Source organism: Neisseria sp. HMSC078H04, assembly GCF_001838135.1.
Taxonomy (GTDB): domain Bacteria; phylum Pseudomonadota; class Gammaproteobacteria; order Burkholderiales; family Neisseriaceae; genus Neisseria.
This window is the reverse complement of record NZ_KV835849.1, coordinates 212,143-235,678: the sequence shown is the minus strand read 5'-3', so window position 1 is coordinate 235,678 and position 23,536 is coordinate 212,143. Positions and strand designations below refer to the sequence as shown.

The following is a 23,536-nucleotide window of genomic DNA, read 5'->3' as shown; positions in this document are numbered from 1 at the left end:
GTATAGTATTAACGCATTGCCAGTCTTACGAAAGAGAGAAATCATGTTTAAACGCCCGGAAGAAATCATCGTCTTGATACTTGCCCTATTATGGGTCGCACTCAGCTACTACTTTGCCGCTATCCTGATTTCAGATGCCTACACCATTCTCCTGATTACCGTACTGACTTTCGTTTGGGCAGCCATCTGTTTCCTTTTATGGCAACGTAACTTAAGCCGTCATATTTGGCCGCTGTTCCTCGGCAGCCTGGTTGCCTGCTGGTGGCCGTACTTCACTTGGCTTGCAAGCGATGTTCCCGAAGGCACATGGTATTCAGGCTGGACATTCAAATCCATTATCGCCCTGATTCCCGTTGTTGCCGCTTATCTCTTCAAGTGGAAACGAAGCCGGAAAAACAAAATCTCCAACACCATTGCCTGATACCTTGCGCCGTCTTTTTCAGACGGCGTTTTCCATATCTGACATAACGCTCAGACTGTCAACAATCCCAATAAAATGCTATACTCTTCACACGATTTAACACCCTAAAACAGGCCGTCTGAAAGACTTATCAAGATGATCAGCAAACAAGAATACCAAGCCCAAGCCGCACAAGGTTACAACCGCATTCCACTCGTTCAAGAGCTGCTTGCCGACTTGGACACACCGCTCTCAATCTACCTCAAACTCGCCAACAAGCCTTTCACCTACCTGCTCGAATCCGTTGTCGGCGGCGAACGTTTCGGCCGTTATTCCTTTATCGGCCTGCCTTGCAGCCACTATCTCAAAGTCAGTGGCAAACACGTCGATGTTTACCAAAACGGCGAAATCGTTGAACAACACGACGGCAATCCGCTGCCCTTTATCGAAGCCTTCCACAACCGTTTCAAAACGCCCGAAATCCCAAGCCTGCCGCGCTTTACCGGCGGACTGGTCGGCTACTTCGGTTACGAAACCATCTACAATTTCGAACACTTCGCCCACCGCCTCAAAAACACCGCCAAAGCCGATCCGCTCGGCACGCCCGACATCTTGCTGATGCTGTCGCAAGAGTTGGCGGTTATCGACAATTTAAGCGGCAAAATCCACCTCATTGTTTACGCTGATCCCTTGCAGCCCGACGGCTACGAACGCGCCCGCGAACGCCTCGAAGACATCCGCACCCAGTTGCGCCAAAGCTGCGCCATCCCGCTTTCGCTCGGCAGCAAACACACCGAAGCCGTCAGCGAGTTCGGTGAAGAGCCGTTCAAAACCTGCGTCGATAAAATCAAAGACTACATCTTCGCAGGCGACTGTATGCAGGTCGTCCCCAGCCAGCGCATGAGCATGGAATTCACCGACAGCCCGCTCGCCCTCTACCGCGCTCTGCGCACGCTCAACCCTTCGCCTTACCTCTTTTACTACGATTTCGGCGATTTCCACATCGTCGGTTCCTCGCCCGAAATCCTTGTCCGCCGCGAACGCGACGATGTCATCGTCCGCCCCATCGCTGGTACGCGCCTGCGCGGTAAAACCCCCGCCGAAGACCTTGCCAACGAGCAGGACTTGTTAAGTGACGCCAAAGAAATCGCCGAACACGTCATGCTCATCGATTTAGGGCGCAACGACGTCGGCCGCATCAGCAAAACGGGCGAAGTCAAAGTAACCGACAAAATGGTGATTGAAAAATACTCCCATGTGATGCACATCGTTTCCAACGTCGAAGGTCGTCTGAAAGAGGGCGTCACCAACATGGACATCCTCGCCGCCACATTCCCCGCCGGCACACTTTCCGGCGCACCCAAAGTCCGTGCCATGGAAATCATCGAAGAAGTCGAACCGAGCAAACGCGGCATCTACGGCGGCGCCGTCGGCGTATGGGGTTTCAACAACGACATGGATTTGGCGATTGCCATCCGCACCGCCGTAGTGAAAAACAATACCCTATACGTCCAAAGCGGCGCAGGCATCGTCGCCGACTCCGACCCGACTTCCGAATGGCAGGAAACGCAGAATAAGGCCCGAGCAGTGGTCAGGGCGGCGCAGATGGTACAGGAAGGGTTAGATAGGTAAAATCAGTCTTTATATTAATTTTATATTTAGGTATTAGTATGACTATAAAAGCAGACACATTATTCCATTTTACTCCTAGGGAAGATTATTTATTTGATATCCTAGAGAATGGGTTTTGGCCTAGGTATTGCCGAGAGGATATCGGCTGGGCTAAAAATAAAAACTTTGAATTTTGTGCATATCCTATGGTATGTTTTTGTGATATTCCATTATCAAAAATTTCAGAACATACTGAATTTTATGGGGAATTTGGTATTGGAATGACAAAAGAATGGGCTATTGAGCATGAGTTGTCGCCTATTTGGTATGTATTAGATAAAACTGATTTATTAGAAAAATTTAAAAAAATTTTAAAATATATAGAATCTTTAGAAAAAAAAGATGGATTTTCAGAAATTGTCGAGAATATAGGATATCCTATTTATGATATATTTTATGATTTGCTAAAATATATTAAACCTGTTTCAGGGAAGATGGAAGTTAAGGAAAAGGAAATAGAAAAAAAGTTTGATGAGGAATCTGAATGGAGATATGTTCCAAATAATGAGAATATTAGGAAACTAATTTTAGATTACTCTTCAGTAGAAATAGATGAAGAAAATAAAAAAACTAAAGAATTTGCTTCTTTGATGTTTGAACCTAAGGATATTAAATATATTTTTGTACCAAAAGATTCAGATATACCGGGAATTGCCAGAAAAATTCAAGCCGTATATCTTAAAAAATATGATTATAACGAAGTTTATTTACTGATATCAAAAATAATTTCACTAGAAACAATATACAAAGATTTATAGCAATGCATGATTCTCTCATCCTCCCTCCTTCCATGCTCGGCATCCTCGGTGGCGGCCAATTAGGCAGAATGTTTACCGTTGCCGCCAAAACCATGGGCTACAAAGTAACCGTACTCGACCCCGATCCGAACGCGCCGGCGGCGGAATTTGCCGACCGCCATTTGTGCGCGCCGTTTGACGACCAAGCCGCTTTGGACGAGTTGGCAAAATGCGCGGCAGTGACCACTGAATTTGAAAACGTCAATGCCGACGCGATGCGCTTTCTGGCAAAGCATACCAACGTTTCCCCCTGCGGCGACTGCGTTGCCATCGCGCAAAACCGTATTCAGGAAAAAGCGTGGATACGCAAAGCGGGATTGCAAACCGCGCCGTATCAAGTGGTTTGTCGTTCAGACGACATCAGCGAAGAAAGCGCGCAATTTTTGCCTGGCATCTTGAAAACGGCTACATTGGGCTACGACGGCAAAGGTCAAATCCGCGTCAAAACGGTGGACGAACTCAAAGCCGCGTTTACCGAACACGGCGGTGTGGATTGCGTTTTAGAAAAAATGGTGGATTTGCGCGGCGAAATTTCCGTGATCGTATGTCGTCTGAACGATGAAAACGTGCAAACCTTCGACCCCGCCGAAAACATCCACGAAAACGGCATTCTTGCCTATTCCATCGTCCCCGCGCGGCTGAGTGCCGACGTGCAGCAACAGGCGCGGCAGATGGCGCAACGATTGGCGGACGAATTGGACTATGTTGGCGTATTGGCGGTAGAAATGTTCGTCGTCGGCGACACGCATGAATTGGTCGTCAACGAAATCGCCCCGCGCCCGCACAATTCCGGCCATCATACGCTGGATGCCTGCGCCGCAGACCAGTTCCAGCAGCAGGTACGCATTATGTGCAATCTGCCGCCCGCCGATACCAAGCTGCTTTCTTCATGCTGTATGGCGAATATTTTGGGCGACGTTTGGAAGGAAGACGGCGGCGAACCAGAATGGCTGCCGCTGCAAAGCAACCCGAATGCACATCTGCATCTTTACGGTAAAAAAGCCGCGCGCCAAGGCCGAAAAATGGGCCACTTTACCGTCTTGGCCAACGATGCGGACAACGCGTTCCAAACCGCACAAACCTTACATCAAAGCCTGTAACCTTACCCACTTTTTTCAGACGGCCTTTGATTGCAAAAGGCCGTCTGAAATCAATTTTTCCGACCATCCGCCATGAGCCTTCTGACCATCCTCCGTCCGGCAACCGAAAAAGACTGCCAAGCTATACACAACGCCCATCTGCATGCCGTTCAATACGCCTGCATTCGCTGTTATGATGAAACTATTATGCACACATGGGAAAGTCTGCTCGACATCAACAGCTATTTGGAAACCATCTCCGATAAAAACAAAGCCTTGTGGGTGGTCGAATACAAAGGGCTGATTCAAGGCTTCTTCCAAGTCGATTTCAAAGAAGCGCAACTGGACGCTTTATACGTCCATCCGCTCTTCCACAATCTCGGCTTGGGTACGGCCCTGCTCAGCCGCGCCGAAGAAATGGCACGAAATGCAGGCCTCAGCTTTCTCAAACTGTATGCCTCGCTCAATTCCGTGCCTTTCTATCGCCTCAATCGTTATGAATCGCTCGGTACTGCCGTGTTGCAGCTGAACAAAACCGTCCGCGTCGAATGCGAATTGATGCGCAAATACCTGTAATTTTCCCTTCCGCCGTTGCTTTTTTGAAAGAAACCGATGTCCCGAATTGCCGCACTGCCCGACCATCTTGTCAACCAAATCGCCGCCGGCGAAGTGGTTGAACGCCCTGCCAACGCTCTGAAAGAAATCGTTGAAAACAGTATCGACGCAGGCGCGACAGCGATTGATATCGAGCTGGCCGGCGGCGGTATCCGCCTGATTCGCGTCAGCGACAACGGCAGCGGCATCCACTCAGACGACATCGAGCTTGCGCTCCACCGCCACGCCACCAGCAAAATCAAAACCTTAAACGATTTGGAACACGTTGCCAGTATGGGCTTTCGTGGCGAAGGTTTAGCCAGTATCGCCTCAGTCAGCCGCCTGACCCTGACCAGCCGTCAAGAAGACAGTTCGCACGCAACCCAAGTCAAAGCCGAAGACGGCAAACTCAGCAGCCCCACCGCCGCCGCCCACCCCGTCGGCACCACCATCGAAGCTGCCGAACTCTTCTTCAATACTCCTGCGCGGCGCAAGTTCCTCAAATCCGAAAACACCGAATACGCCCACTGCGCCACCATGCTCGAACGTCTTGCGCTGGCGCATCCGCACATTGCCTTCTCACTCAAACGCGACGGCAAACAAGTGTTCAAACTTCCTGCACAAAGCCTGCATGAACGTATTGCCGCCATTGTCGGCGATGATTTTCAGACGGCCTCATTGGAAATTGACAGCGGCAATGGCGCATTGCGGCTCTATGGCGCGATTGCCAAGCCGACCTTTGCCAAAGGTAAAACCGACAAACAATACTGCTTCGTCAACCATCGCTTCGTGCGCGACAAAGTCATGCTTCATGCCGTCAAGCAGGCATACCGAGACGTATTGCACAACGCGCTGACGCCTGCTTTCGTCCTCTTTCTCGACCTGCCGCCCGAAGCCGTGGATGTCAACGTCCACCCGACCAAAACCGAAATCCGCTTCCGCGACAGCCAGCAAGTACACCAACTTGTATTCCACACGCTCAACAAAGCTCTTGCCGACACGCGCGCCGACTTGACTGAAAGCGTCAGCAACGCAGGCGAAGTGTTGCATGACATTACCGGCATTACACCTGCACCAATGCCGTCTGAAAACAACAGCGAAAATCTATTTGATAGCGCATCCAACTACCCGGCAGGCAACAAATCCAATACACACAATGCCTTTGATTCATCAGGCAAAACCGCGCCCATGCCTTACCAAGCCGCGCGTGCGCCGCAACAACGCAGCCTGTCTCTGCGCGAAAGCCGCGCGGCCATGAATACTTACGCCGAGCTTTACAAAAAAACCGACGACATCGACCTTGAGTTGAGTCAATTCGAGCAGGCACGTTTCAGCAACATGCCGTCTGAAATGCCTACCCAAAAAACAGATACGCCGTTTTCAGACGGCCTTCCATCCCAATCCGAACTGCCGCCGCTCGGCTTTGCCATTGCCCAATTACTTGGCATCTACATCCTTGCCCAAGCAGAAGACAGCCTGTTGCTCATAGATATGCACGCCGCCGCCGAACGCGTTAACTACGAGAAAATGAAACACCAACGTCAGGAAAACGGCAACCTGCAAAGCCAGCGTCTGCTTATTCCCGTAACCTTTGCCGCGTCCCACGAAGAATGCGCCGCCCTTGCCGATCATGCCGAAACGCTGGCAGGCTTCGGGCTGGAATTGTCCGACATGGGCGGCAATACCCTTGCCGTCCGTGCCGTCCCCTCCATGCTCGGCAAAGCCGACGTCGTTTCACTGGCCAAAGATGTTTTGGGAGAACTCGCCCAAGTCGGCAGCAGCCAAACCATCGAAGAACACGAAAACCACATCCTCGCCACCATGTCCTGCCACGGCTCCGTCCGCGCCGGCCGTCAGCTTACCCTGCCGGAAATGAATGCGCTCCTGCGCGATATGGAAAACACGCCGCGCAGCAACCAGTGTAATCACGGTCGTCCGACTTGGGTCAAACTGACATTAAAAGAATTGGATGCGTTGTTTTTACGCGGACAGTAACACTAATAAAAAGGCCGTCTGAAAATGCTTTCAGACGGCCTTTTAACTTATTTGCTCTTAACGAATATCCATAGGCGCAAACGATTTCACGGTTTCATCGATTGCTTTAACACGGGTCAGGAAATCTTCCAATTGGGCAAGCGGCAATGCGCTTGGGCCATCGCATTTGGCTTGGTCGGGATTGGCATGAGATTCAAGGAACAAACCGGCCAATCGGGTTGCCATACCGGCAAGCGCCAAGTCCAATACTTGGGCGCGACGGCCGCCTGACGCAGCAGCGCCGGATTCGCGCGTTTGCAGGGAATGGGTTACGTCAAAAATAACGGGCAGGTTGTTACACGTTTTTTTCATCACGCCAAAGCCGAGCATATCGACCACCAAGTTGTCGTAGCCGAAGTTTGCGCCGCGTTCGCACAAAATGATTTGCTCGTTGCCTGCTTCTTGGAATTTCTCGACGATGTTTTTCATTTGAGACGGGCTGAGGAATTGCGGCTTTTTGATGTTGATGACATTGCCGGTTTTCGCCATAGCCACCACCAAATCGGTTTGGCGTGCCAAGAAGGCAGGCAGCTGAATGACATCGCAGACTTCGGCAACCGGTTGGCATTGGTAAGGCTCGTGAACGTCAGTAATTACGGGAACGTTAAACTCGCGTTTCACCGCTTGAAAAATCTTCATGCCTTCGTCCAAACCCACACCGCGGAAAGAGTGAATGGAAGAGCGGTTTGCCTTGTCGAAAGAGGCTTTGAACACATACGGGATGCCGAGTTTATCGGTTACTTTAACGTATTGCTCACAGGCTTTCAGCGTAGAGTCGAGGTCTTCAAGGACATTGATGCCGCCGAAAAGGGTAAAGGGCGCATCGTTGCTGACGGTGATGTTGTTGATTTGGATATTCACGGCAAAGCCTTTCAGATAAGTTGAATTTGGGAAACAGGCCGTCTGAAACGTTTCAGACGGCCTTTGTTTGAATATTACAACACGGTGTGCGGCGGCTCATAAGAAATCACGTCGCGGATTTTATTGTTCTCATCGACGAGGACGACTTTTGGCTCATGCGCTGCAATTTCGGGTTCGGACAACATGACGTAAGACATGATAATCACGATGTCTCCTTTTTGAACCAAACGCGCGGCCGCGCCATTGAGACAAACGACACCGCTGCCGCGTTCACCGGGGATAGTGTAGGTTTCAAGACGTTCGCCGTTGTTATTGTTGACGATAGCGACTTTTTCGTTCACGCAAATACCTGCCGCATCCAGCAGGTCTTGGTCAACGGTAATGCTGCCGACGTAGTTGAGGTCGGCTTCGGTAACGGTGGCACGGTGGATTTTGCCGCCGAGCATGGTACGGAACATGGGTTTCCTTTTTGATTGTGGGTTGATTTGCGGTTTTAACTTCAGAGAAGTTAAAACCGCTGTTTGTGTGATTGAGGATTAGTTATTGGGAAAGTCTGATTCGTCGAACTCGGGTTCCGGGTCGCTTTGAAGAACTTTTCCGTTTAATTTCAACTTGCTGTTTTGCAGAGTCATATGGGTTTTGACATTATCGTTTTCTAAGGTCAAATATTTTTCGCTTGCCATGCTTTTAATGGTGCTGTCCACCATCAGGCGCAAGGTCTCGTTGATATCGTCGATGCTGGCACGGCCTGCGGCTTCATCTTCGGCATTGACGCTAAACAGGCTGCTTGCTTGGTTGACGGCGAGTTGTTCCAACAATTTTTGCGGTACGCTCATGTTGAAGTCGGCTTCGGTTTTCTTCAGCATATCGCCCAAATTGTTGAGGTCTTTGGCTGCCAAACCTTTAAACGCGAGTTTGCCGCTGACATCGACATCGCCATGAGGCATGGTGAATTTGAAGGTTTTGACGTTTAAAACCGGATTATTGGTAAACAGGCCCGAAGCCTCGTTTTTGGCCGTCTGAATCAAGGAAGCCTGAATTTCTTCTTCGCTCATTTTCTTCACGGACACTTCGGCAATTTTGTTTTTCAATGCCAAAAGTGATGCCGCATCCAAATGCTCGGCAGCGACATTGATGTCCAGAGGGCCGTATTTGTCTTCGCCATAAGTCAGGCTTTCAAATTGGAAGCGGCCTTCACTGTTGATGAATTTATCAACTTCGCCGGTCTGAGTATCGAAACGCAGTTTGCTGACTTCGATTTTAGATGGAGCAATCGTGCCGGTCGGATTGATAAATGCACCGATTTGCAGGTTGGTCACAAGGTTGACCAGTTCGTTCAACTTAACGTTGTAATCGATGTTTTCTTTCCATTGCAGCAGGAATTTATCCAGCGTAATGCTGCTCTTACCCAAAGAAAGCTTGGTCAGGCCGTCTTCCGTTTCAGATTGGAAGCGCAGGTTTTCCAAAGACACATCGCCTTTATCGGCCAATTTGACTTGTAAAGACGGCGCAAGGTAATCGTGGCGATAGCTTTTAAAGCCTTGGCTGTAATCGGTATTGCCGCCAAAGCCTTTCCAGTTGAGCTTGATACCGGAAAGCTCTTCATAGTCGAAGGCGGGGATATTGAGACTGAGTTTACCGTCGCCGGAAAGGTAAACCGTATTGGTCATGGTCAACGGCGTTTGCTGGCCGAAGAAGCGGTCCAAAACTTTTTTGGTTTCCGGATGGTATTGGAACTCGGTTTCCACGTGTGCACGCGTACCGAAACCGCCGGCAAACGGGCCGTGTGTCACGTGGTTGATGACCGTAATCGGCTCTTGCAGGACGGTTTTCAAATTGTCCGGCAGGTATTTCTGCGTATTTTGAAACAGGGTCGGTTTGAGGCGGATGACGGTCGTCTCGGTTGAACTGAACCAGCCGCGATCGTATTGGTGGGACTCAACGGTCAGGAAACCGGATTCCTGCAACAGCTTTTGTTGCTCGGTCAGGCTTTCTTCCGCTTTGACACCAAGATAATAAGGCGTGCCGAGCGCAGCGGCGACAACAACGGCGGCAGTCGGGATAAGATACTTTTTCATCACTTCAAACAGATTAGGTTCAAAGCGTAAAGCATAGCATTTTTTAGCTGTTTTGTCTTATCCGCCGTTTCAGACGGCCTTTAGGTAAAGATTGTGATATTATGCAAACATAAACGATTTTTACACTTTTGGCAGGCCTTACCCTGTCTGCCAAGATGTCATTAAAGGTTTGCAAATGCTTTTATTCATTGATAACTACGACAGCTTCACCTACAACATCGTCCAATACTTTGCCGAATTGGGGCAGGAAGTTTTGGTTCGCTGCAACGATGAAATCACCATCGAAGAAATCGAAGCCCTAAAACCTCAATATCTGGTCATCGGTCCGGGCCCTTGTTCTCCTAAAGAAGCAGGCATTTCTGTTGCAGCCATGCAGCACTTTGCCAGCAGGCTGCCCGTCATGGGCGTGTGCCTCGGCCATCAAACCATGGGCGAAGCGTTCGGCGGCAATGTCGTGCGCGCGCAAACGATGATGCACGGCAAAGTCTCCCCCGTTTTCCATCACGGCACAGGCATGTTTAAAGACCTGCCCAATCCGGTCAACTGCACACGCTACCACAGCCTGGCCATCGATCGAGCCACCCTGCCCGACTGCCTCGAAATTACCGCATGGACGGAAGACGGCGAAATCATGGGCGTACGCCACAAAGAATATGCCGTCGAAGGCGTACAGTTCCACCCCGAAGCCCTGCTGACCGAACACGGCCACGATATGCTGAAAAACTTCCTGGAAGAATTTAAAGACTATCGTCCGCAAAAATCTTAATGAAAGGCCGTCTGAAAGGTGTTTGACAGTGTTCAAACCGCATTTTCAGACGGCCTGAATCACATCGGACACGAACAAAGGAAAAATCATGATTACCCCTCAACAAGCGATTGAACGCCTCATCAGCAATAACGAACTTTTCTACGATGAAATGACCGACCTCATGCGCCAAATCATGAGCGGCCAAGTTCCGCCCGAGCAAATCGCCGCCATCCTGACCGGCCTGCGGATTAAAGTTGAAACCGTTTCCGAGATTACCGCCGCAGCCAGCGTGATGCGTGAATTTGCCACTAAAGTGCCGCTGGAAAACGCCGATGACTTGGTCGATATTGTCGGCACGGGCGGCGATGGTGCCAAAACTTTCAATATTTCCACGACTTCTATGTTTGTCGCGGCTGCGGCAGGCGCGCAAGTTGCCAAACACGGCGGTCGCTCCGTTTCTTCATCCAGCGGCGCTGCCGATGTCATGGAACAAATGGGCGCCAACCTCAATCTCAACCCCGAACAGGTTGCCCAAAGCATTCAGCAAACCGGCATCGGCTTTATGTTCGCGCCCAACCATCACAGCGCCATGCGCTATGTTGCCCCTGTCCGCCGTTCGCTCGGATTCCGCAGCATCTTCAATATCTTGGGCCCGTTGACCAATCCGGCCGGCGCGGCAAACCAACTCTTGGGCGTGTTCCACATCGACTTGTGCGGCATTCTTTCCCGCGTATTGCAACAGCTTGGTTCCAAACATGTTTTGGTCGTGTGCGGCGAAGGCGGTTTGGATGAAATCACGCTGACCGGCAAAACCCGCGTTGCCGAACTGAAAGACGGAAAAATTACCGAATACGACATCAGCCCGGCCGATTTCGGCATGGAAGTCCGCCGCAATTTAGACGAAATCAAAGTCGAAAATGCGCAAGAATCCCTGCAAAAAATGAACGAAGTGCTGGACGGCAAAGCCGGTGCCGCACGCGATATCGTTGTCCTTAATGCCGCCGCTGCGCTCTACGCAGGAAACGTGGTCGCTTCGCTGGCAGATGGCGTCAAAGCCGCTCAAGAAGCCATCGACTCCGGCAAGGCCAAAGCCAAAAAAGACGAATTTATCAAATTTGGCAAACAGTTTGCCTAAGCTTTAAAACCATAAACAAAGGCCGTCTGAAAAATCTTTCAGACGGCCTTTTATTCTTTAAATATTAAAATTTGCTTTTAATATCATTAATCAAGCCTTCAGCTTTTTCTTTGGCTTCTTCAGCCAAGTGTGCTACTTTCTCTTTGGCTTCATCGGCTAAAGCAGTTGCTTTTTCTTTAGCTTCTTCAAACAATTGCGAACCTTTTGCTTTACCTTCTTCTAAAGCGTCACTGGCTTTGCTTTCAATATCTGATGCTGCTTCTTTTACTTTGCCAACGCCTTGTTGAACCAAGCCTTCAGCTTCAAGTTTAGCATTGCTGGATACATCGCCAGCCACTTCTTTTACTTTACCGCTGATTTTATCTAATTCGCCGCTCATGGTTATACTCCTGGATTAATGTTGATAAGATTAGTGCTGCATTACCTTATGTCGGGGGCTTCGTTTCAACTTTAAAGGCCGTCTGAAAGACAAAACATGATAAAACGAGTTAAATCAGGTCAATCCATCTGTTTCAATATCGCTTCGGCTACTGCCTTGCCTATCATCTTACTGCCGAACTCATTGAAATGAAGCCCGTCACACAGCATCACATCAGTCAAGTCCTGCTCAAACATCAAGCTGTATAAATCATTGACAGCAAAACCATATTGCCTTGCCAAATCCTCCGCCACACGGTTATAGGCCTTCAAATCAGCCAGATAGCGGCGCGAGGGTTTGAGGATATTGTGTACGCTTTCCAAAAAGGGCGTACTGCTCGCCCAAATAATTTTTGCACCTGTCTGTTTCAGATAATCGAAAATTTGGGTCAGGTTATTGCGATAGGTTTCTATATCGGCCACCGGCTCATTACAGCCTTGATTGTGGCGGATATCGTGCAAACCGCAGTTGATGTGGATAATGTCTCCCACAGTCGCGCCCTCTGTCCCTTGCCCGATATGCTCTAACACATCATGCGACGAACGGCAGTTTTCCGATGGAGAAACAATATCCACCTCAGGCAAAGCGGCGCGCGTGTAAGGCTCCGAAGCAAGCCGCACGGAGTCGCCGATTAAGTAAACAGTCATTTTTGTTCTCCTCCCTTTATTTGAACAAACAGCAAGGCCGTCTGAAATATCACTTAATATTATTATAAGAGTGCTATTTCAGACGGCCTTAACTTCAGTCAAATTCTATCGTTAAATCATAAATTAACACTGACTGTTTTTATAAAAATCAATTAATTGCTTGGCCTGCAACATGGGCAGCCCAAAACGATCGCTCACGTCTTTCAAATCCTTCCATTCCTGACCGGTCAGATTTTGCCCAACCCATTTGAGGTTTTCCGGATTGCTTTTGATTTTCTCAAAATACGCCTGCTTGCGTTTCCAGTTGCGCGACCACACCAGCAACATGGTAAAAATACATAAAACAATCAATACAATATTGGTAAACAACATCATGTCCATACGACATACTCCCGCTTGGATCTCAAAATCAGAAAATATGGATTAAAGGCCGTCTGAAAAACAGTCTTCAGACGGCCTCAGCGTGACGCTCAACGTTGCATTTCCTTGGCTAAAACCAACATGCCTGATGTTTACAGGATATCGTCTTCCCGATTGTGTTCGATCATATCGTTTACCGCTTGGGCGAGCCATGCCCAGCAATCGGGGAATTCTTGACGCTGCTCCCAGCCGGGGTCAGCAAAGTCGTGGATAAGCTGGACTGTGCCGCCTTTGCCGATTTCGAAGCAGGCAGTGTCATCGCAATCGCTGCGTTTGGCGAAGGGAATCAGTTTTCTATTGGGATAACGCGTTTGCATGCCTTGGTATAGCTTGGCGGCCCAATCGCTATCGAGCAGATGCCAAATATCGAAATCGACTAAATTCAGTTCGACGATTTTTTCAAATGATTCAGGGTATTCAAAGTGGGGAATATCGAGCGTATAGCTTTTCATCGTTTGATTCCTAGTTTGAGGCTACCTGAAAAATGAAACTGGGCGTATGGTTTTTAGAGGGCCTTTGCCACGTTTCACTCAATATTCACCCGTTTCAGGCGCAAGGCATTACCCAATACCGACACCGAGCTTGCCGCCATTGCCGCGCCTGCGATGACGGGATTTAAAAAGCCGAGTGCGGCGAGCGGAATACCCAAGATATTGTAGAAGAAGGCGAAAAACAGGTTTTGTTTGATGTTTTTCAAAGTCGCCTGCGACACCAGCAGGGCATCGGCGAGCTGGTTGACCGAATGCTGCATCAGCGTGGCGGACGCAGTGTGTTCGGCAACATCCGCACCGCCTTTCATCGCAAAGCTGACGTTGGCGGCAGCGAGCGCGGGCGCGTCGTTGATGCCGTCGCCGACCATCGCCACGGTTTTGCCGGCGGCTTTGAGTTTCTGCACTTCGGCGGCTTTATCGCGCGGACTCATATTACCAAAGGCGTGTGCGATGCCCAGTTGTTTGGCGACATATTCGACCGTGCCTTGGTTGTCGCCGCTCATAATATAGACATCGATATTGTGTTTTTTCAGACGGCCTACGGCTTCGGCGGTATCGGCTTTCAACGCGTCTGCAAGTGCGAATGCGCCGATAGGTTTGTTATCGACTGAGACTGCAACAATGCTTGCAATGTCCCAAACGCCGTCTGAAAACTTCGGCAAGGTCAATTCGGCAAATTCGGCTTTGCCTGCTTTCACCAAACCCACGCCTTCCACTTCGGCGGTAATGCCTGCGCCGACAACGGTTTGCGCGTTTTGTGCGGCGGGAATGTCCAAACCGCGCGCTTGGGCGGCGGAAACGATGGCGCGGGCAAGCGGATGAGCGGCGTTTTGTTCGACGGCGGCGGCGATGCGGTACAAAGCGTCTTCGTCAAAGCCGCTGTCGGGAACGCAATAAACGGCGGCAACCTGCGGCTTGCCTTCGGTCAGCGTGCCGGTTTTGTCCAACACGACGGCATCGACGTGGGCAGCTTCTTCCATCGCCGCCGCGTCTTTAAACCAAATGCCGTGTTTCACTGCTTTACCCATGCCGACCATAATCGCGGCAGGGGTTGCCAAACCGAGTGCGCACGGACAGGCAATCACCAAAACAGCAACGGCGTGCATTAGTGCAATCGTCCAATCGCCTTTCACCAGCCAAGTAACAATAAAAGTCAAAAGTGCAATGCCCACGACAGTTGGCACGAACACCGCCGCCGCCTTATCCGCCACACGCGCAATCGGTGCCTTGCTGCCTTGCGCTTCGGATAGCGCGTTCATCATGTCGCCGAGCAGGGTTTGGCTGCCGAGCTGCGTGGCGCGGTACACCACGCTGCCTTCGGTCATCAGCGCGCCTGCCAACACTTTGCCGCCTGCCTTTTTCTCTTCAGGATTGGATTCGCCGGTAAGATGACTCTCATCCGCCCAACCGCAGCCGCTTTCAATGATGCCGTCGGCGGCAATGCGTTCGCCGTGGTTGGCGCGGATTAGGTCGCCGATTTGCACTTGGTCGATGGGAAGCTGTTGCCATTCGCCGTTGCGTTGTACATTGACTTGAGTCGGCGTGAGTTTGAGCAGCAAGCCCAAGCTGTTCAGGCTGGATTTTTTAGTGCGGTGTTCCAAAAATTTGCCCAGCGACACAAAACCGATCACCATCACGCCTACTTCAAAATACACGTGTGCCATGCCGTGCGCCGCGTGCGGGCTGAAAAACAGCATATAGACGGAATACAGGTAAATCGACACCGTACCAATGGTAACCAACACGTCCATATTCGCCAGTCCGCCTTTAATGCTCGCCCACGCGCTTTTGTAAAACGGGATTGCCAGCCAAAGCTGCACAATACTTGCCAGTACAAATTGCCATACAGGCGGAATCATCCAATCGTGCCGCCCAATCATCATGCCTGCCATGCCGATTAGGAACGGGATATTGATGGCCAGCAAAAGCCACAGCCTCCAGCTTACATGCGCTGTTTCTTCGGGCTGCGGCAGCGCGTCTTCCATTTTTTCCTTCGCGCCGTAACCGGTTTTCTCAATGATTTTGGCAATGTCGGCTGCGGAGGTTTTGCTGTCGTCAAACGTAACCTGCGCCTCCTCGCTGGCGAAGTTCACCCCCGCCGATTCGACAAAATCTTTTTTGTTCAACACTTTTTCAATACGCGAAGCGCAGGCCTGACAGGTCATGCCTTCGATTTGGAAACGGACTTTTTGTTGCATGGCAAAGCCTCCTATTGATTGTTTGGCGGGTGTTTTTCGTGTTTATATATTATCAAACGAAAACGACATAATGGCAAAAAGTAAGTTATCAAGAGACAAAGGCCGTCTGAAGCGTTTCAGACGGCCTTTATTCAAAAATACGCTTATCGGTTACAAAGCAACATCGTAGCCGCCGTCTTCTACGGCATCAATCAGCGCGTCGGCATCTGTCTTGCTTTCATCAAAAGTAATCACTGCATTTTTGTTTTCCAAGCTGACTTCTGCTTTTTCCACGCCTTCTACGCCTTCCAAAAGACGGGTTACGCTTTTCACGCAGCCGCCGCAGGTCATGCCGTCGATGTTGAGGGTAACTGTTTGCATTTGTATTTCCTTTCGTTCAGACAAAGATAATTGCCAAACACTTTACTCCTTACGCCAACGGCTTGCAAATTCTTCATTAAGTCCGTCTGAAAAATGCAGATAGGCGTACAATAACGCCTTTTGCTTCATCAAACGGACATAATAATGACTTCAACATTCAAACAATGGGTTAGCGTATGCGCGCTGGCGGTGGGGGCGTTTATTTTCAATACCACCGAATACATTCCGATTGCGCTTTTGAGCGACATCGGTCAGAGCTTTGGCAAAGCGGCAACGGAAGTGGGCATGATGATTACGGTGTATGCGTGGATTGTTGCGCTCCTATCGCTGCCGCTGATGCTGATGACGAAAAACATCGAACGGCGCAAATTATTGCTGATGCTGTTTGCACTGTTTGCGCTGTTTCACGCGCTGTCGTTCTTTTCTTGGAACTTCAACATCCTCTTGGTCAGCCGTATCGGGATTGCGCTGACACACGCGGTCTTTTGGTCGATTACGGCTTCTTTGGCGGTACGGCTTGCCCCCGCCGGCAAAACCAATCAAGCTTTGGGCTTGCTCAGTACGGGTACGGTTTTAGCGATGGTTTTGGGTATTCCGCTGGGGCGCGTGGTCGGGCAATACTTCGGCTGGCAGCTCAGCTTCCTACTGATCGGGGTTTGCGCTGCCGGCGTAATGCTGGTGTTGGCCAAAAACCTGCCTGCTTTACCCAGCCAAAATACCGGCTCTTTAAGCAGCCTGCCGAGTTTGTTCAAACGCCGCAACCTGATGCTGCTCTATACCATGACGGTATTGATTATTACGGCACATTTCACGGCATACAGCTATATCGAGCCTTTTGTATTGCAAGTTGGCGGATTTAAGGCTGAACAGGTCACCATCGTTTTGAGCCTATACGGTTTGGCAGGCTTCGCCGCTTCTTATCTGTTTGGCAAATGGTTTGCCAAATCGCAACGCCTGTTTATGCTTGGCGCGGTGGCGGTCATCCTGCTCTCCGCTCTGCTGCTTCTGCCGTTTGCCTCTTTCCCTTATGCGGTGTACGTGCTGGTGTTTATTTGGGGCGTGGCCATCGTCATCGTCAGCTTGGGCATGGTATCGAAGGTCTTGGCATTCGCCTCGGATGCAACAGATGTGGCCAACTCGATTTATTCAGGTTTGTACAATGTCGGCATCGGCGGCGGTGCGCTTTTGGGACATTATGTAACCGTCTGGTTCGGCCTTTCCAATATCGGCATTGCCGGAGCCTTGCTGGCGGCGGCAGGTTTGGCCGTTTGCGGTTTGTTGTTTAAAGAACAAGACAATCTGACGCAAAATGTTTAAATCCATATAAATCAGGATGGTATTACTGACCCGGCCGTAATTTTGGCAGTTTTACCGATTTGTCCTGATGCTTATTAACCCACGATGGGTCTTCATTCCGCCGGATAAGCAGTTTTCTTGCTGCTTATCCGGTTTTCATTTCATTTTTAAAAAATAATTTACAATTTGTTTACACTACATTAAATTACAAATATACTGTCGTCTATTAGGCCGTCTGAACGTACGGCTGAAAAGAAAAACCAATCATGTTTCAGAGGAATACATCATGGACTTAAACGCCAAGGATAAGACTCAGCATCCTGAGAACGTCGAGCTTCTCAGTGCGCAGAAGCCGATTACCGATTTTAAAGGACTGCTGACGACCATTATCTCTGCTGTTGTCTGCTTCGGCATTTATTACATCCTTCCCTACAGCCCCGACGCCAACAAAGGCATCGCGCTGTTGATTTTCGTTGCCGCGCTTTGGTTTACCGAAGCCGTCCACATTACGGTAACCGCATTGATGGTGCCGATTCTCGCCGTCGTACTCGGCTTCCCCGACATGGACATCAAAAAGGCGATGGCGGGCTTTGCCGATCCGACGATTTACATCTTCTTCGGCGGCTTCGCACTTGCCACCGCACTGCACATGCAACGTCTCGACCGTAAAATCGCCGTCAGCCTGTTGCGCCTGTCCCGCGGCAATATGAAAGTTGCCGTGCTGATGCTGTTTGCCGTTACCGCCTTCCTGTCTATGTGGATCAGCAACACCGCAACCGCCGCCATGATGCTGCCTTTGGCCATGGGTATGATGAGCCACCTCGATCAAGAAAAAGAACGCAAAACCTACGTTTTCGTCCTGCTCGGTATCGCCTACTGCGCCAGTATCGGCGGCTTGGGTACCGTGGTCGGTTCTCCGCCGAACATGATTGCCGCCAAAGCGCTGAACTTGGACTTCGTCGGCTGGATGAAGCTCGGCCTGCCGATGATGCTATTGATTCTGCCGTTGATGCTGTTCTCCATGTACGTCATCCTCAAGCCTAATTTGAACGAGCGCGTGGAAGTTAAAGCCGAATCTATCCCTTGGACTTTGCACCGCGTTATCGCGTTGTTGATTTTCTTGGCAGCCGCCATCGCTTGGGTATTCAGCTCCAAAATCAAAGCCGCATTTGATATTTCCAACCCCGATACCGTTATCGCCCTGATTGCCGCCGTTGCCGTCGTCGTATTCGGCGTGGCGCAATGGAAAGAAGTTGCCCGCAATACCGACTGGGGTGTATTGATGCTCTTCGGTGGCGGTATCAGCTTGAGCGCGTTGTTGCAATCTTCCGGCGCATCTGAAGCACTGGGTCAGCAAGTTGCTTCTACGTTCTCCCATTCTCCTGCATTGCTGGTGATTTTCGTGGTTGCGACCTTCATCATCTTCCTGACCGAGTTCACCAGTAACACCGCCTCCGCCGCCCTGCTTGTGCCTATTTTCGCCAGCATTGCCGCGCAAATGGGTCTGCCTGAACAAGTCTTGGTATTCGTCATCGGTGTCGGCGCATCTTGTGCCTTCATGTTGCCGGTTGCCACACCGCCTAACGCGATTGTGTTCGGTACAGGCTTAATCAAGCAACGCGAAATGATGAATGTCGGCTTATTGCTGAACATCCTCTGCGTGGTATTGGTTGCTCTGTGGGCTTATGCTGTACTGATGTAAACCATCGACCTAAACAACAAGGCCGTCTGAAAGAATATTTTTCAGACGGCCTTGAAGTTTGTCGTTCAGACACAATTTAACGAGTTATTCAAAACTGGATTCTAACGAAAGGAAACCCATGATTATCCTGCACACCAACAAAGGCGACATCAAAATCGAACTCGATTTCGACAAAGCCCCCGTTACTGCTAAAAACTTCGAGCAATACGTTAAAGACGGCTTCTACGACGGCGTAATCTTCCACCGCGTCATCAAAGGCTTCATGATTCAAGGCGGCGGCATGGATGAAAACATGAACGAAAAAGAAACCCGCGATCCGATTCAAAACGAAGCGTCCAACGGTTTGCCTAACGAAAAATACACCATCGCCATGGCGCGTACTTCCGATCCGCACTCTGCCAGCGCGCAATTCTTCATCAACACTGCCGACAACGCTTTCCTGAACTTCCGTTCTAAAGAGTTGTACGGCAAAACCGTCGTTCAAGACTGGGGCTATGCCGTATTCGGTAAAGTCGTTGACGGTTTTGACGTTGTCGATGCCATCGAAGGCGTTTCTACCAAACGTCACGGCTACCACGACGACGTACCGAGCGAACCTGTCATCATCACTAAAGCCGAAGTGGTTTAATTGATTTGATTTCCCATAAAAACAGCCTGTCCGAATTAAAAACGGACAGGATGTTTTTCAATAATGATGCATACCGTCACACATCATAAGTACCGACCACGCATGCCGAATCCAACACATGGCCCTGCATGGCAAAATGCAGCTCATTAAAGCGGAAACCCCGCGGCAAATCCAAAACGGTATCCAGCGCGTACACAATCAGTTCATAACGATGGCGGTTGTTCGGTGGTGCCATACCGCCGTAAAAAGAAGCCTCTTCGATTTCAAATTTACCCAACGCGCTTGCCCAAGTGTTCGCACCCTGTGTGAAATCTGTTGCAGAAATACTTTCATTTTCTGCCACGGAAGTACGTTTCAAATCCGAAATCAACCAATGCGTCCATACGAAACCCGATGCCGAAATGGCATCTTTGTCTTCCAACACCACGGCAAACGATTTTGTTCCTTCAGGCGCATCTTCAATCTCAAAAGGAATCGAATAAGAAGGCATACCGCTCGGGCTGAACTGGCTGCCGCGCTTGCCGTATTTGTCTTCAAATTCGCCGTTGACAATAGCTTTACTGCTGACTTTCATCTTATATCTCCCAATAGTAGGTTTGTTCATTCTAACAAACCCCAAGGCCGTCTGAAAGATACTGCCGTTTTCACTTTCCCGATGTCGCATTTTCAGACGGCCTCAAGCAATATTCACAACTCGATCAAACACATTTGACATTCCATAGTATAATCCGCCGCATGAAAACTACACAGGATACGCATTATGGATTGGAAAGGTCGTGAACAAAGCCAAAACGTCGAAGATCGCCGCGGAAGCCGCGGCGGCGGTGGCGGCAAAACACCGGGCATACTCGGCATTATCGTGGTTTTGGTCGGCGCATATTACGGCGTGGATTTGAGCGGTTTGGTTGGCGGCTCATCTTCGATGGGCATTCCTACCCAGCAAGCTTCCCGACTCGACAGCCAACAAGAAGCCGAATTAAACGAACTGTCCCGTGTCGTCCTTGCCGAGACGGAAAAAGCATGGAGCAAATATTTCCAACAACACGGCCAACGCTATACACCGACAACCATGGTGTTGTATGAAGGCGGTACGTCCACCGCCTGCGGTACGGGCCAATCAGCCATGGGGCCGTTTTACTGCCCGGGCGACCAAAAAGTTTATTTGGATTTGAGCTTCTACGAAGACATGCGCACCAAGCTCGAATCCGCCAGCGATGCCGCGTTTGCCTATGTTATTGCCCATGAAGTCGGCCATCACGTTCAAAACCTGCTCGGCATTCTGCCTAAAGTTCACAAAATGCAACAACAAGTCGGCAAGAAAGAGGCCAATGCCCTTTCCGTCAAACTCGAATTGCAGGCCGACTGTTTCGCCGGTATTTGGGGACACTACGCCGTCAACAACAACATCTTCAAAGCCGAAGACATTCAAAAAGCCATGCTGGCTGCTGAATCCGTCGGCGACGACCGCTTGCAGAAACAGGCTCAGGGCTATGTCGTTCCCGACAGCTTTACCCATGGCTCGTCCGAAGAACGCATGACTTGGCTCAAGCGCGGCTTGGAAAGCGGCGATATCAACCAGTGCAACACTTTCAACAATTGATTCGTCCAAACAACACTGTTCTTTGATGTAACGACAAAAGGCCGTCTGAATTCTTCAGACGGCCTTTTAGCCGTGTTAAAATAACGCCTATTATTTTCCCTTAAATTCAAAGGAAATCCACATGGCAAATATCGCCCGCGACATTTTCAAAGCCTACGACATCCGAGGCATCGTCGGTAAAACCCTGACCGACGAAGCTGCCTACTTAATTGGCAAAGCCATTGCCACCAAAGCCTCCGAAAAAGGCATTACCCGCATCGCACTCGGTCGCGACGGCCGTTTGAACGGCCCCGGCCTGATGACACAAATTCAACGCGGTTTTACAGACAGCGGCATCGACGTCCTCAACGTCGGCATGGTTGCCACCCCTATGCTCTACTTCGCAGCCATCAACGAATGCGGCGGCAGCGGCGTGATGATTACCGGCAGCCACAATCCGCCCGATTACAATGGTTTCAAAATGATGCTCGGCGGAGACACGCTCGCAGGCGAAGCCATTCAAGAACTTTTAGCTATTGTTGAAAAAGACGGTTTTGTTTCCGCCGACAAACAAGGCAGCGTAACCGAAAAAGACATCTCCGGCGAATACCACAACAACATCGTCGGCCACATCAAGCTCAAACGCCCGATGAAAATCGTCATCGACGCGGGCAACGGTGTCGGCGGCGCATTTGCAGGCAAACTCTACAAAGGTTTGAGCAATGAAGTGACCGAACTTTTCTGCGAAGTGGACGGCAATTTCCCTAACCACCACCCTGATCCTTCCAAACCGAAAAACCTGCAAGACCTCATTGTCGAGCTTAAAAACAGCGATGCCGAAATCGGCTTGGCATTTGACGGCGATGCCGACCGCTTGGGCGTGGTCACCAAAGACGGCAACATCATCTATCCGGACCGCCAACTGATGCTTTTCGCGCAAGACGTGTTGAGCCGCAATCCCCAAGCCAAAGTGATTTTCGACGTCAAATCCACCCGTCTGCTCGCGCCTTGGATTAAAGAACACGGTGGCGAACCTGTGATGGAAAAAACCGGCCACAGCTTCATCAAATCCACCATGAAAAAAACCGGCGCACTGGTTGCCGGCGAAATGAGCGGCCACGTTTTCTTTAAAGAACGCTGGTTCGGCTTCGACGATGGTATGTATGCCGGCGCACGCCTCTTGGAAATCCTGTCTGCCTTCGACAATCCGTCCGAAGTGTTGAACAAGCTACCGCAAAGCATTTCCACTCCGGAACTCAACATCGACCTGCCGGAAGGCAGCAACGGCCACAAAGTGATTGAAGAGCTGGCTGCCAATGCCAAGTTTGAAGGTGCGACCGAAATCATCACCATCGACGGCTTGCGCGTTGAATTCCCTGACGGCTTCGGCCTGATGCGTGCTTCCAATACCACGCCGATTTTGGTATTGCGTTTTGAAGCGGATACACAAGAAGCGATTGAGCGTATTCAAAACCAATTCAAAGCAGTCATTGAAAGCAATCCTGCATTAAAATGGCCGCTGTAAGGGTTTAGGCTAAAGCAAAAGGCCGTCTGAAAATCATTTCAGACGGCCTTTTATATTAAACATTGATGATTCCAAAGTTTGGAAACCAAGAATATCCCGGCTTAGTTATCCGACTTGCGCCAACTGTTGACGCATTTCATCGATAACGGCTTTGTAATCCGGTTTGCCAAAAATCGCCGAACCGGCCACAAACGTATCCGCACCCGCCGCTGCAATTTCAGCAATATTGTCTGTCTTCACGCCACCATCGACTTCCAATGCGATATGGCGGCTGCTTTGCCGTTCATACTCGTCCAACATCTCGCGCACTTTGCGGATTTTCACCAGCGTATTCGGGATAAAGCTTTGTCCGCCGAAGCCCGGGTTAACCGACATCAGTAACACCATATCCAGTTTGTCCAAAACGTTTTCCAGAATATTGACCGGCGTAGCAGGATTCAATACCAAGCCTGCCTGACAGCCGTATTCTTTAATCAAACCCAAGCTGCGGTCGACATGGCGGCTGGCTTCCGGATGAAAGGTAATGATATTGGCACCGGCTTTGGCAAACGCATGAATCAAATCGTCCACCGGCTCAACCATCAAATGCACATCGACCGGCACGGTTGCATACGGTTTCAAAGCCGCGCAAACCATAGGGCCGAAAGTCAGATTCGGCACATAATGATTGTCCATCACGTCAAAATGAATCAAATCCGCACCGGCACGGATAACTTCGGCAACCTCTTCGCCCAAACGGGCAAAATCAGCAGACAAAATACTGGGGGCAATACGGTAGTCAGTCATGTTTATTCTCCTAAAGTGTGTTCCTTTGTCATTATCGCATTTTTAACCCTATGTTGTATGCCGCCGACAACGTCTCTACCGTCATTTTT

At 50.1% G+C, this 23,536-nt stretch carries 24 protein-coding genes; 13 read left to right on the top strand and 11 right to left on the bottom strand.

The features are described 5' to 3' along the window. Positions 1 to 43: 43 nt before the first annotated feature. The 6 genes from HMPREF2560_RS06870 (at position 44) to mutL (ending at position 6,536) form a co-directional block, all read left to right on the top strand. A complete protein-coding gene (locus HMPREF2560_RS06870; RefSeq protein WP_070608240.1) occupies positions 44 to 421 on the top strand; it encodes a hypothetical protein in 378 nt (125 codons plus the stop codon). Positions 422 to 556: 135 nt separating this feature from the next. Further along, a complete protein-coding gene (trpE, locus tag HMPREF2560_RS06865) occupies positions 557 to 2,032 on the top strand; it encodes an anthranilate synthase component I (protein WP_070608239.1) in 1,476 nt (491 codons plus the stop codon). Between the two features lie 38 nt (positions 2,033 to 2,070). After that, positions 2,071 to 2,829 carry an abortive infection system antitoxin AbiGi family protein gene (locus HMPREF2560_RS06860; RefSeq protein WP_070608238.1) on the top strand — a complete coding sequence of 253 codons (759 nt, stop codon included), beginning with the start codon at positions 2,071 to 2,073 and terminating at the stop codon, positions 2,827 to 2,829. 2 nt (positions 2,830 to 2,831) lie between these two features. Further along, complete coding sequence (locus tag HMPREF2560_RS06855; protein ID WP_070608237.1) at positions 2,832 to 3,968, top strand: 5-(carboxyamino)imidazole ribonucleotide synthase; 1,137 nt, start codon at positions 2,832 to 2,834, stop codon at positions 3,966 to 3,968. A 72-nt stretch (positions 3,969 to 4,040) separates the two neighbouring features. Next, positions 4,041 to 4,523, top strand: a complete 483-nt coding sequence (locus HMPREF2560_RS06850) for a GNAT family N-acetyltransferase (protein ID WP_003683615.1) — start codon at positions 4,041 to 4,043, stop codon at positions 4,521 to 4,523. A 36-nt stretch (positions 4,524 to 4,559) separates the two neighbouring features. Beyond that, positions 4,560 to 6,536 (top strand): DNA mismatch repair endonuclease MutL, encoded by a 1,977-nt coding sequence (gene mutL / locus HMPREF2560_RS06845; RefSeq protein WP_070608236.1) that lies wholly within the window; start codon positions 4,560 to 4,562, stop codon positions 6,534 to 6,536. Between the two features lie 57 nt (positions 6,537 to 6,593). On the opposite strand, the gene kdsA is transcribed toward mutL, so the two are convergent. The 3 genes from kdsA to HMPREF2560_RS06830 all read right to left on the bottom strand — a co-directional run bounded on the left by kdsA (position 6,594) and on the right by HMPREF2560_RS06830 (position 9,514). Further along, on the bottom strand, positions 6,594 to 7,436 hold the full coding sequence (kdsA, locus tag HMPREF2560_RS06840) for a 3-deoxy-8-phosphooctulonate synthase (RefSeq protein ID WP_036472435.1): 843 nt from the start codon (positions 7,434 to 7,436) through the stop codon (positions 6,594 to 6,596). A gap of 74 nt (positions 7,437 to 7,510) precedes the next feature. After that, positions 7,511 to 7,894 carry an aspartate 1-decarboxylase gene (gene panD / locus HMPREF2560_RS06835; RefSeq protein ID WP_003678944.1) on the bottom strand — a complete coding sequence of 128 codons (384 nt, stop codon included), beginning with the start codon at positions 7,892 to 7,894 and terminating at the stop codon, positions 7,511 to 7,513. Between the two features lie 78 nt (positions 7,895 to 7,972). Next, the gene (locus tag HMPREF2560_RS06830) at positions 7,973 to 9,514 is read right to left on the bottom strand and encodes a YdgA family protein (RefSeq protein ID WP_070608235.1); all 1,542 of its coding nucleotides are present in this window, start codon (positions 9,512 to 9,514) and stop codon (positions 7,973 to 7,975) included. A 175-nt stretch (positions 9,515 to 9,689) separates the two neighbouring features. Here HMPREF2560_RS06830 and HMPREF2560_RS06825 point away from each other — a divergent pair, with 175 nt between their 5' ends. Both HMPREF2560_RS06825 and trpD read left to right on the top strand, forming a co-directional pair. Beyond that, complete coding sequence (locus HMPREF2560_RS06825; RefSeq protein ID WP_070608234.1) at positions 9,690 to 10,280, top strand: aminodeoxychorismate/anthranilate synthase component II; 591 nt, start codon at positions 9,690 to 9,692, stop codon at positions 10,278 to 10,280. A gap of 88 nt (positions 10,281 to 10,368) precedes the next feature. Further along, positions 10,369 to 11,397: an anthranilate phosphoribosyltransferase gene (gene trpD / locus HMPREF2560_RS06820; RefSeq protein WP_070608233.1), complete on the top strand. Its 1,029-nt coding sequence runs from the start codon at positions 10,369 to 10,371 to the stop codon at positions 11,395 to 11,397. Positions 11,398 to 11,461: 64 nt separating this feature from the next. Here the strand turns inward: trpD and HMPREF2560_RS06815 are convergent, their stop codons facing one another. The 6 genes from HMPREF2560_RS06815 to HMPREF2560_RS06790 all read right to left on the bottom strand — a co-directional run bounded on the left by HMPREF2560_RS06815 (position 11,462) and on the right by HMPREF2560_RS06790 (position 15,931). Then, entirely contained in the window at positions 11,462 to 11,776 is a 315-nt protein-coding gene (locus HMPREF2560_RS06815; protein WP_063068178.1) for a CsbD family protein, read from the bottom strand. Positions 11,777 to 11,895: 119 nt separating this feature from the next. Then, entirely contained in the window at positions 11,896 to 12,462 is a 567-nt protein-coding gene (locus tag HMPREF2560_RS06810; protein ID WP_070608232.1) for an SGNH/GDSL hydrolase family protein, read from the bottom strand. 123 nt (positions 12,463 to 12,585) lie between these two features. Further along, a complete protein-coding gene (locus HMPREF2560_RS06805; protein WP_070608231.1) occupies positions 12,586 to 12,843 on the bottom strand; it encodes a hypothetical protein in 258 nt (85 codons plus the stop codon). 131 nt (positions 12,844 to 12,974) lie between these two features. Continuing rightward, positions 12,975 to 13,334: a hypothetical protein gene (locus tag HMPREF2560_RS06800; RefSeq protein ID WP_063068181.1), complete on the bottom strand. Its 360-nt coding sequence runs from the start codon at positions 13,332 to 13,334 to the stop codon at positions 12,975 to 12,977. 74 nt (positions 13,335 to 13,408) lie between these two features. Next, positions 13,409 to 15,571, bottom strand: a complete 2,163-nt coding sequence (locus HMPREF2560_RS06795; RefSeq protein WP_070608230.1) for a heavy metal translocating P-type ATPase — start codon at positions 15,569 to 15,571, stop codon at positions 13,409 to 13,411. Positions 15,572 to 15,721: 150 nt separating this feature from the next. Then, positions 15,722 to 15,931: a heavy-metal-associated domain-containing protein gene (locus tag HMPREF2560_RS06790; protein ID WP_049344680.1), complete on the bottom strand. Its 210-nt coding sequence runs from the start codon at positions 15,929 to 15,931 to the stop codon at positions 15,722 to 15,724. A 144-nt stretch (positions 15,932 to 16,075) separates the two neighbouring features. On the opposite strand from HMPREF2560_RS06790, the gene HMPREF2560_RS06785 reads away from it, so the two are divergent. The 3 genes from HMPREF2560_RS06785 to HMPREF2560_RS06775 all read left to right on the top strand — a co-directional run bounded on the left by HMPREF2560_RS06785 (position 16,076) and on the right by HMPREF2560_RS06775 (position 19,557). Continuing rightward, entirely contained in the window at positions 16,076 to 17,248 is a 1,173-nt protein-coding gene (locus tag HMPREF2560_RS06785) for a sugar transporter (RefSeq protein ID WP_070608229.1), read from the top strand. Positions 17,249 to 17,513: 265 nt separating this feature from the next. Next, a complete protein-coding gene (locus tag HMPREF2560_RS06780) occupies positions 17,514 to 18,929 on the top strand; it encodes an SLC13 family permease (protein WP_070608228.1) in 1,416 nt (471 codons plus the stop codon). Positions 18,930 to 19,047: 118 nt separating this feature from the next. Continuing rightward, entirely contained in the window at positions 19,048 to 19,557 is a 510-nt protein-coding gene (locus tag HMPREF2560_RS06775; RefSeq protein WP_004519830.1) for a peptidylprolyl isomerase, read from the top strand. Between the two features lie 76 nt (positions 19,558 to 19,633). On the opposite strand, the gene HMPREF2560_RS06770 is transcribed toward HMPREF2560_RS06775, so the two are convergent. Next, entirely contained in the window at positions 19,634 to 20,131 is a 498-nt protein-coding gene (locus tag HMPREF2560_RS06770) for a YbhB/YbcL family Raf kinase inhibitor-like protein (protein WP_002232090.1), read from the bottom strand. 186 nt (positions 20,132 to 20,317) lie between these two features. On the opposite strand from HMPREF2560_RS06770, the gene HMPREF2560_RS06765 reads away from it, so the two are divergent. Together HMPREF2560_RS06765 and HMPREF2560_RS06760 are read left to right on the top strand one after the other, a co-directional pair. Beyond that, positions 20,318 to 21,157 carry a KPN_02809 family neutral zinc metallopeptidase gene (locus HMPREF2560_RS06765; RefSeq protein ID WP_070608227.1) on the top strand — a complete coding sequence of 280 codons (840 nt, stop codon included), beginning with the start codon at positions 20,318 to 20,320 and terminating at the stop codon, positions 21,155 to 21,157. A gap of 121 nt (positions 21,158 to 21,278) precedes the next feature. After that, positions 21,279 to 22,661, top strand: coding sequence for a phosphomannomutase/phosphoglucomutase (locus HMPREF2560_RS06760; protein ID WP_070608226.1), 1,383 nt, complete (start codon positions 21,279 to 21,281; stop codon positions 22,659 to 22,661). 105 nt (positions 22,662 to 22,766) lie between these two features. Here the strand turns inward: HMPREF2560_RS06760 and rpe are convergent, their stop codons facing one another. Further along, complete coding sequence (gene rpe / locus HMPREF2560_RS06755; RefSeq protein WP_070608225.1) at positions 22,767 to 23,447, bottom strand: ribulose-phosphate 3-epimerase; 681 nt, start codon at positions 23,445 to 23,447, stop codon at positions 22,767 to 22,769. Positions 23,448 to 23,536: the final 89 nt, after the last annotated feature.

Excerpts from the sequence above, each read along its gene's own strand:
- HMPREF2560_RS06805 (WP_070608231.1), bottom strand. The coding sequence starts at position 12,843 with ATGGACATGATGTTGTTTACCAATATTGTATTGATTGTTTTATGTATT.
- HMPREF2560_RS06770 (WP_002232090.1), bottom strand. The coding sequence starts at position 20,131 with ATGAAAGTCAGCAGTAAAGCTATTGTCAACGGCGAATTTGAAGACAAA.
- trpE (WP_070608239.1), top strand. The coding sequence starts at position 557 with ATGATCAGCAAACAAGAATACCAAGCCCAAGCCGCACAAGGTTACAAC.
- HMPREF2560_RS06765 (WP_070608227.1), top strand. The coding sequence starts at position 20,318 with ATGGATTGGAAAGGTCGTGAACAAAGCCAAAACGTCGAAGATCGCCGC.
- HMPREF2560_RS06825 (WP_070608234.1), top strand. The coding sequence starts at position 9,690 with ATGCTTTTATTCATTGATAACTACGACAGCTTCACCTACAACATCGTC.
- HMPREF2560_RS06855 (WP_070608237.1), top strand. The coding sequence starts at position 2,832 with ATGCATGATTCTCTCATCCTCCCTCCTTCCATGCTCGGCATCCTCGGT.
- HMPREF2560_RS06775 (WP_004519830.1), top strand. The coding sequence starts at position 19,048 with ATGATTATCCTGCACACCAACAAAGGCGACATCAAAATCGAACTCGAT.
- trpD (WP_070608233.1), top strand. The coding sequence starts at position 10,369 with ATGATTACCCCTCAACAAGCGATTGAACGCCTCATCAGCAATAACGAA.
- rpe (WP_070608225.1), bottom strand. The coding sequence starts at position 23,447 with ATGACTGACTACCGTATTGCCCCCAGTATTTTGTCTGCTGATTTTGCC.
- HMPREF2560_RS06800 (WP_063068181.1), bottom strand. The coding sequence starts at position 13,334 with ATGAAAAGCTATACGCTCGATATTCCCCACTTTGAATACCCTGAATCA.
- HMPREF2560_RS06780 (WP_070608228.1), top strand. The coding sequence starts at position 17,514 with ATGGACTTAAACGCCAAGGATAAGACTCAGCATCCTGAGAACGTCGAG.
- panD (WP_003678944.1), bottom strand. The coding sequence starts at position 7,894 with ATGTTCCGTACCATGCTCGGCGGCAAAATCCACCGTGCCACCGTTACC.
- HMPREF2560_RS06815 (WP_063068178.1), bottom strand. The coding sequence starts at position 11,776 with ATGAGCGGCGAATTAGATAAAATCAGCGGTAAAGTAAAAGAAGTGGCT.
- HMPREF2560_RS06830 (WP_070608235.1), bottom strand. The coding sequence starts at position 9,514 with ATGAAAAAGTATCTTATCCCGACTGCCGCCGTTGTTGTCGCCGCTGCG.
- HMPREF2560_RS06850 (WP_003683615.1), top strand. The coding sequence starts at position 4,041 with ATGAGCCTTCTGACCATCCTCCGTCCGGCAACCGAAAAAGACTGCCAA.
- HMPREF2560_RS06785 (WP_070608229.1), top strand. The coding sequence starts at position 16,076 with ATGACTTCAACATTCAAACAATGGGTTAGCGTATGCGCGCTGGCGGTG.
- HMPREF2560_RS06790 (WP_049344680.1), bottom strand. The coding sequence starts at position 15,931 with ATGCAAACAGTTACCCTCAACATCGACGGCATGACCTGCGGCGGCTGC.
- HMPREF2560_RS06760 (WP_070608226.1), top strand. The coding sequence starts at position 21,279 with ATGGCAAATATCGCCCGCGACATTTTCAAAGCCTACGACATCCGAGGC.
- HMPREF2560_RS06870 (WP_070608240.1), top strand. The coding sequence starts at position 44 with ATGTTTAAACGCCCGGAAGAAATCATCGTCTTGATACTTGCCCTATTA.
- mutL (WP_070608236.1), top strand. The coding sequence starts at position 4,560 with ATGTCCCGAATTGCCGCACTGCCCGACCATCTTGTCAACCAAATCGCC.
- HMPREF2560_RS06860 (WP_070608238.1), top strand. The coding sequence starts at position 2,071 with ATGACTATAAAAGCAGACACATTATTCCATTTTACTCCTAGGGAAGAT.
- HMPREF2560_RS06810 (WP_070608232.1), bottom strand. The coding sequence starts at position 12,462 with ATGACTGTTTACTTAATCGGCGACTCCGTGCGGCTTGCTTCGGAGCCT.
- HMPREF2560_RS06795 (WP_070608230.1), bottom strand. The coding sequence starts at position 15,571 with ATGCAACAAAAAGTCCGTTTCCAAATCGAAGGCATGACCTGTCAGGCC.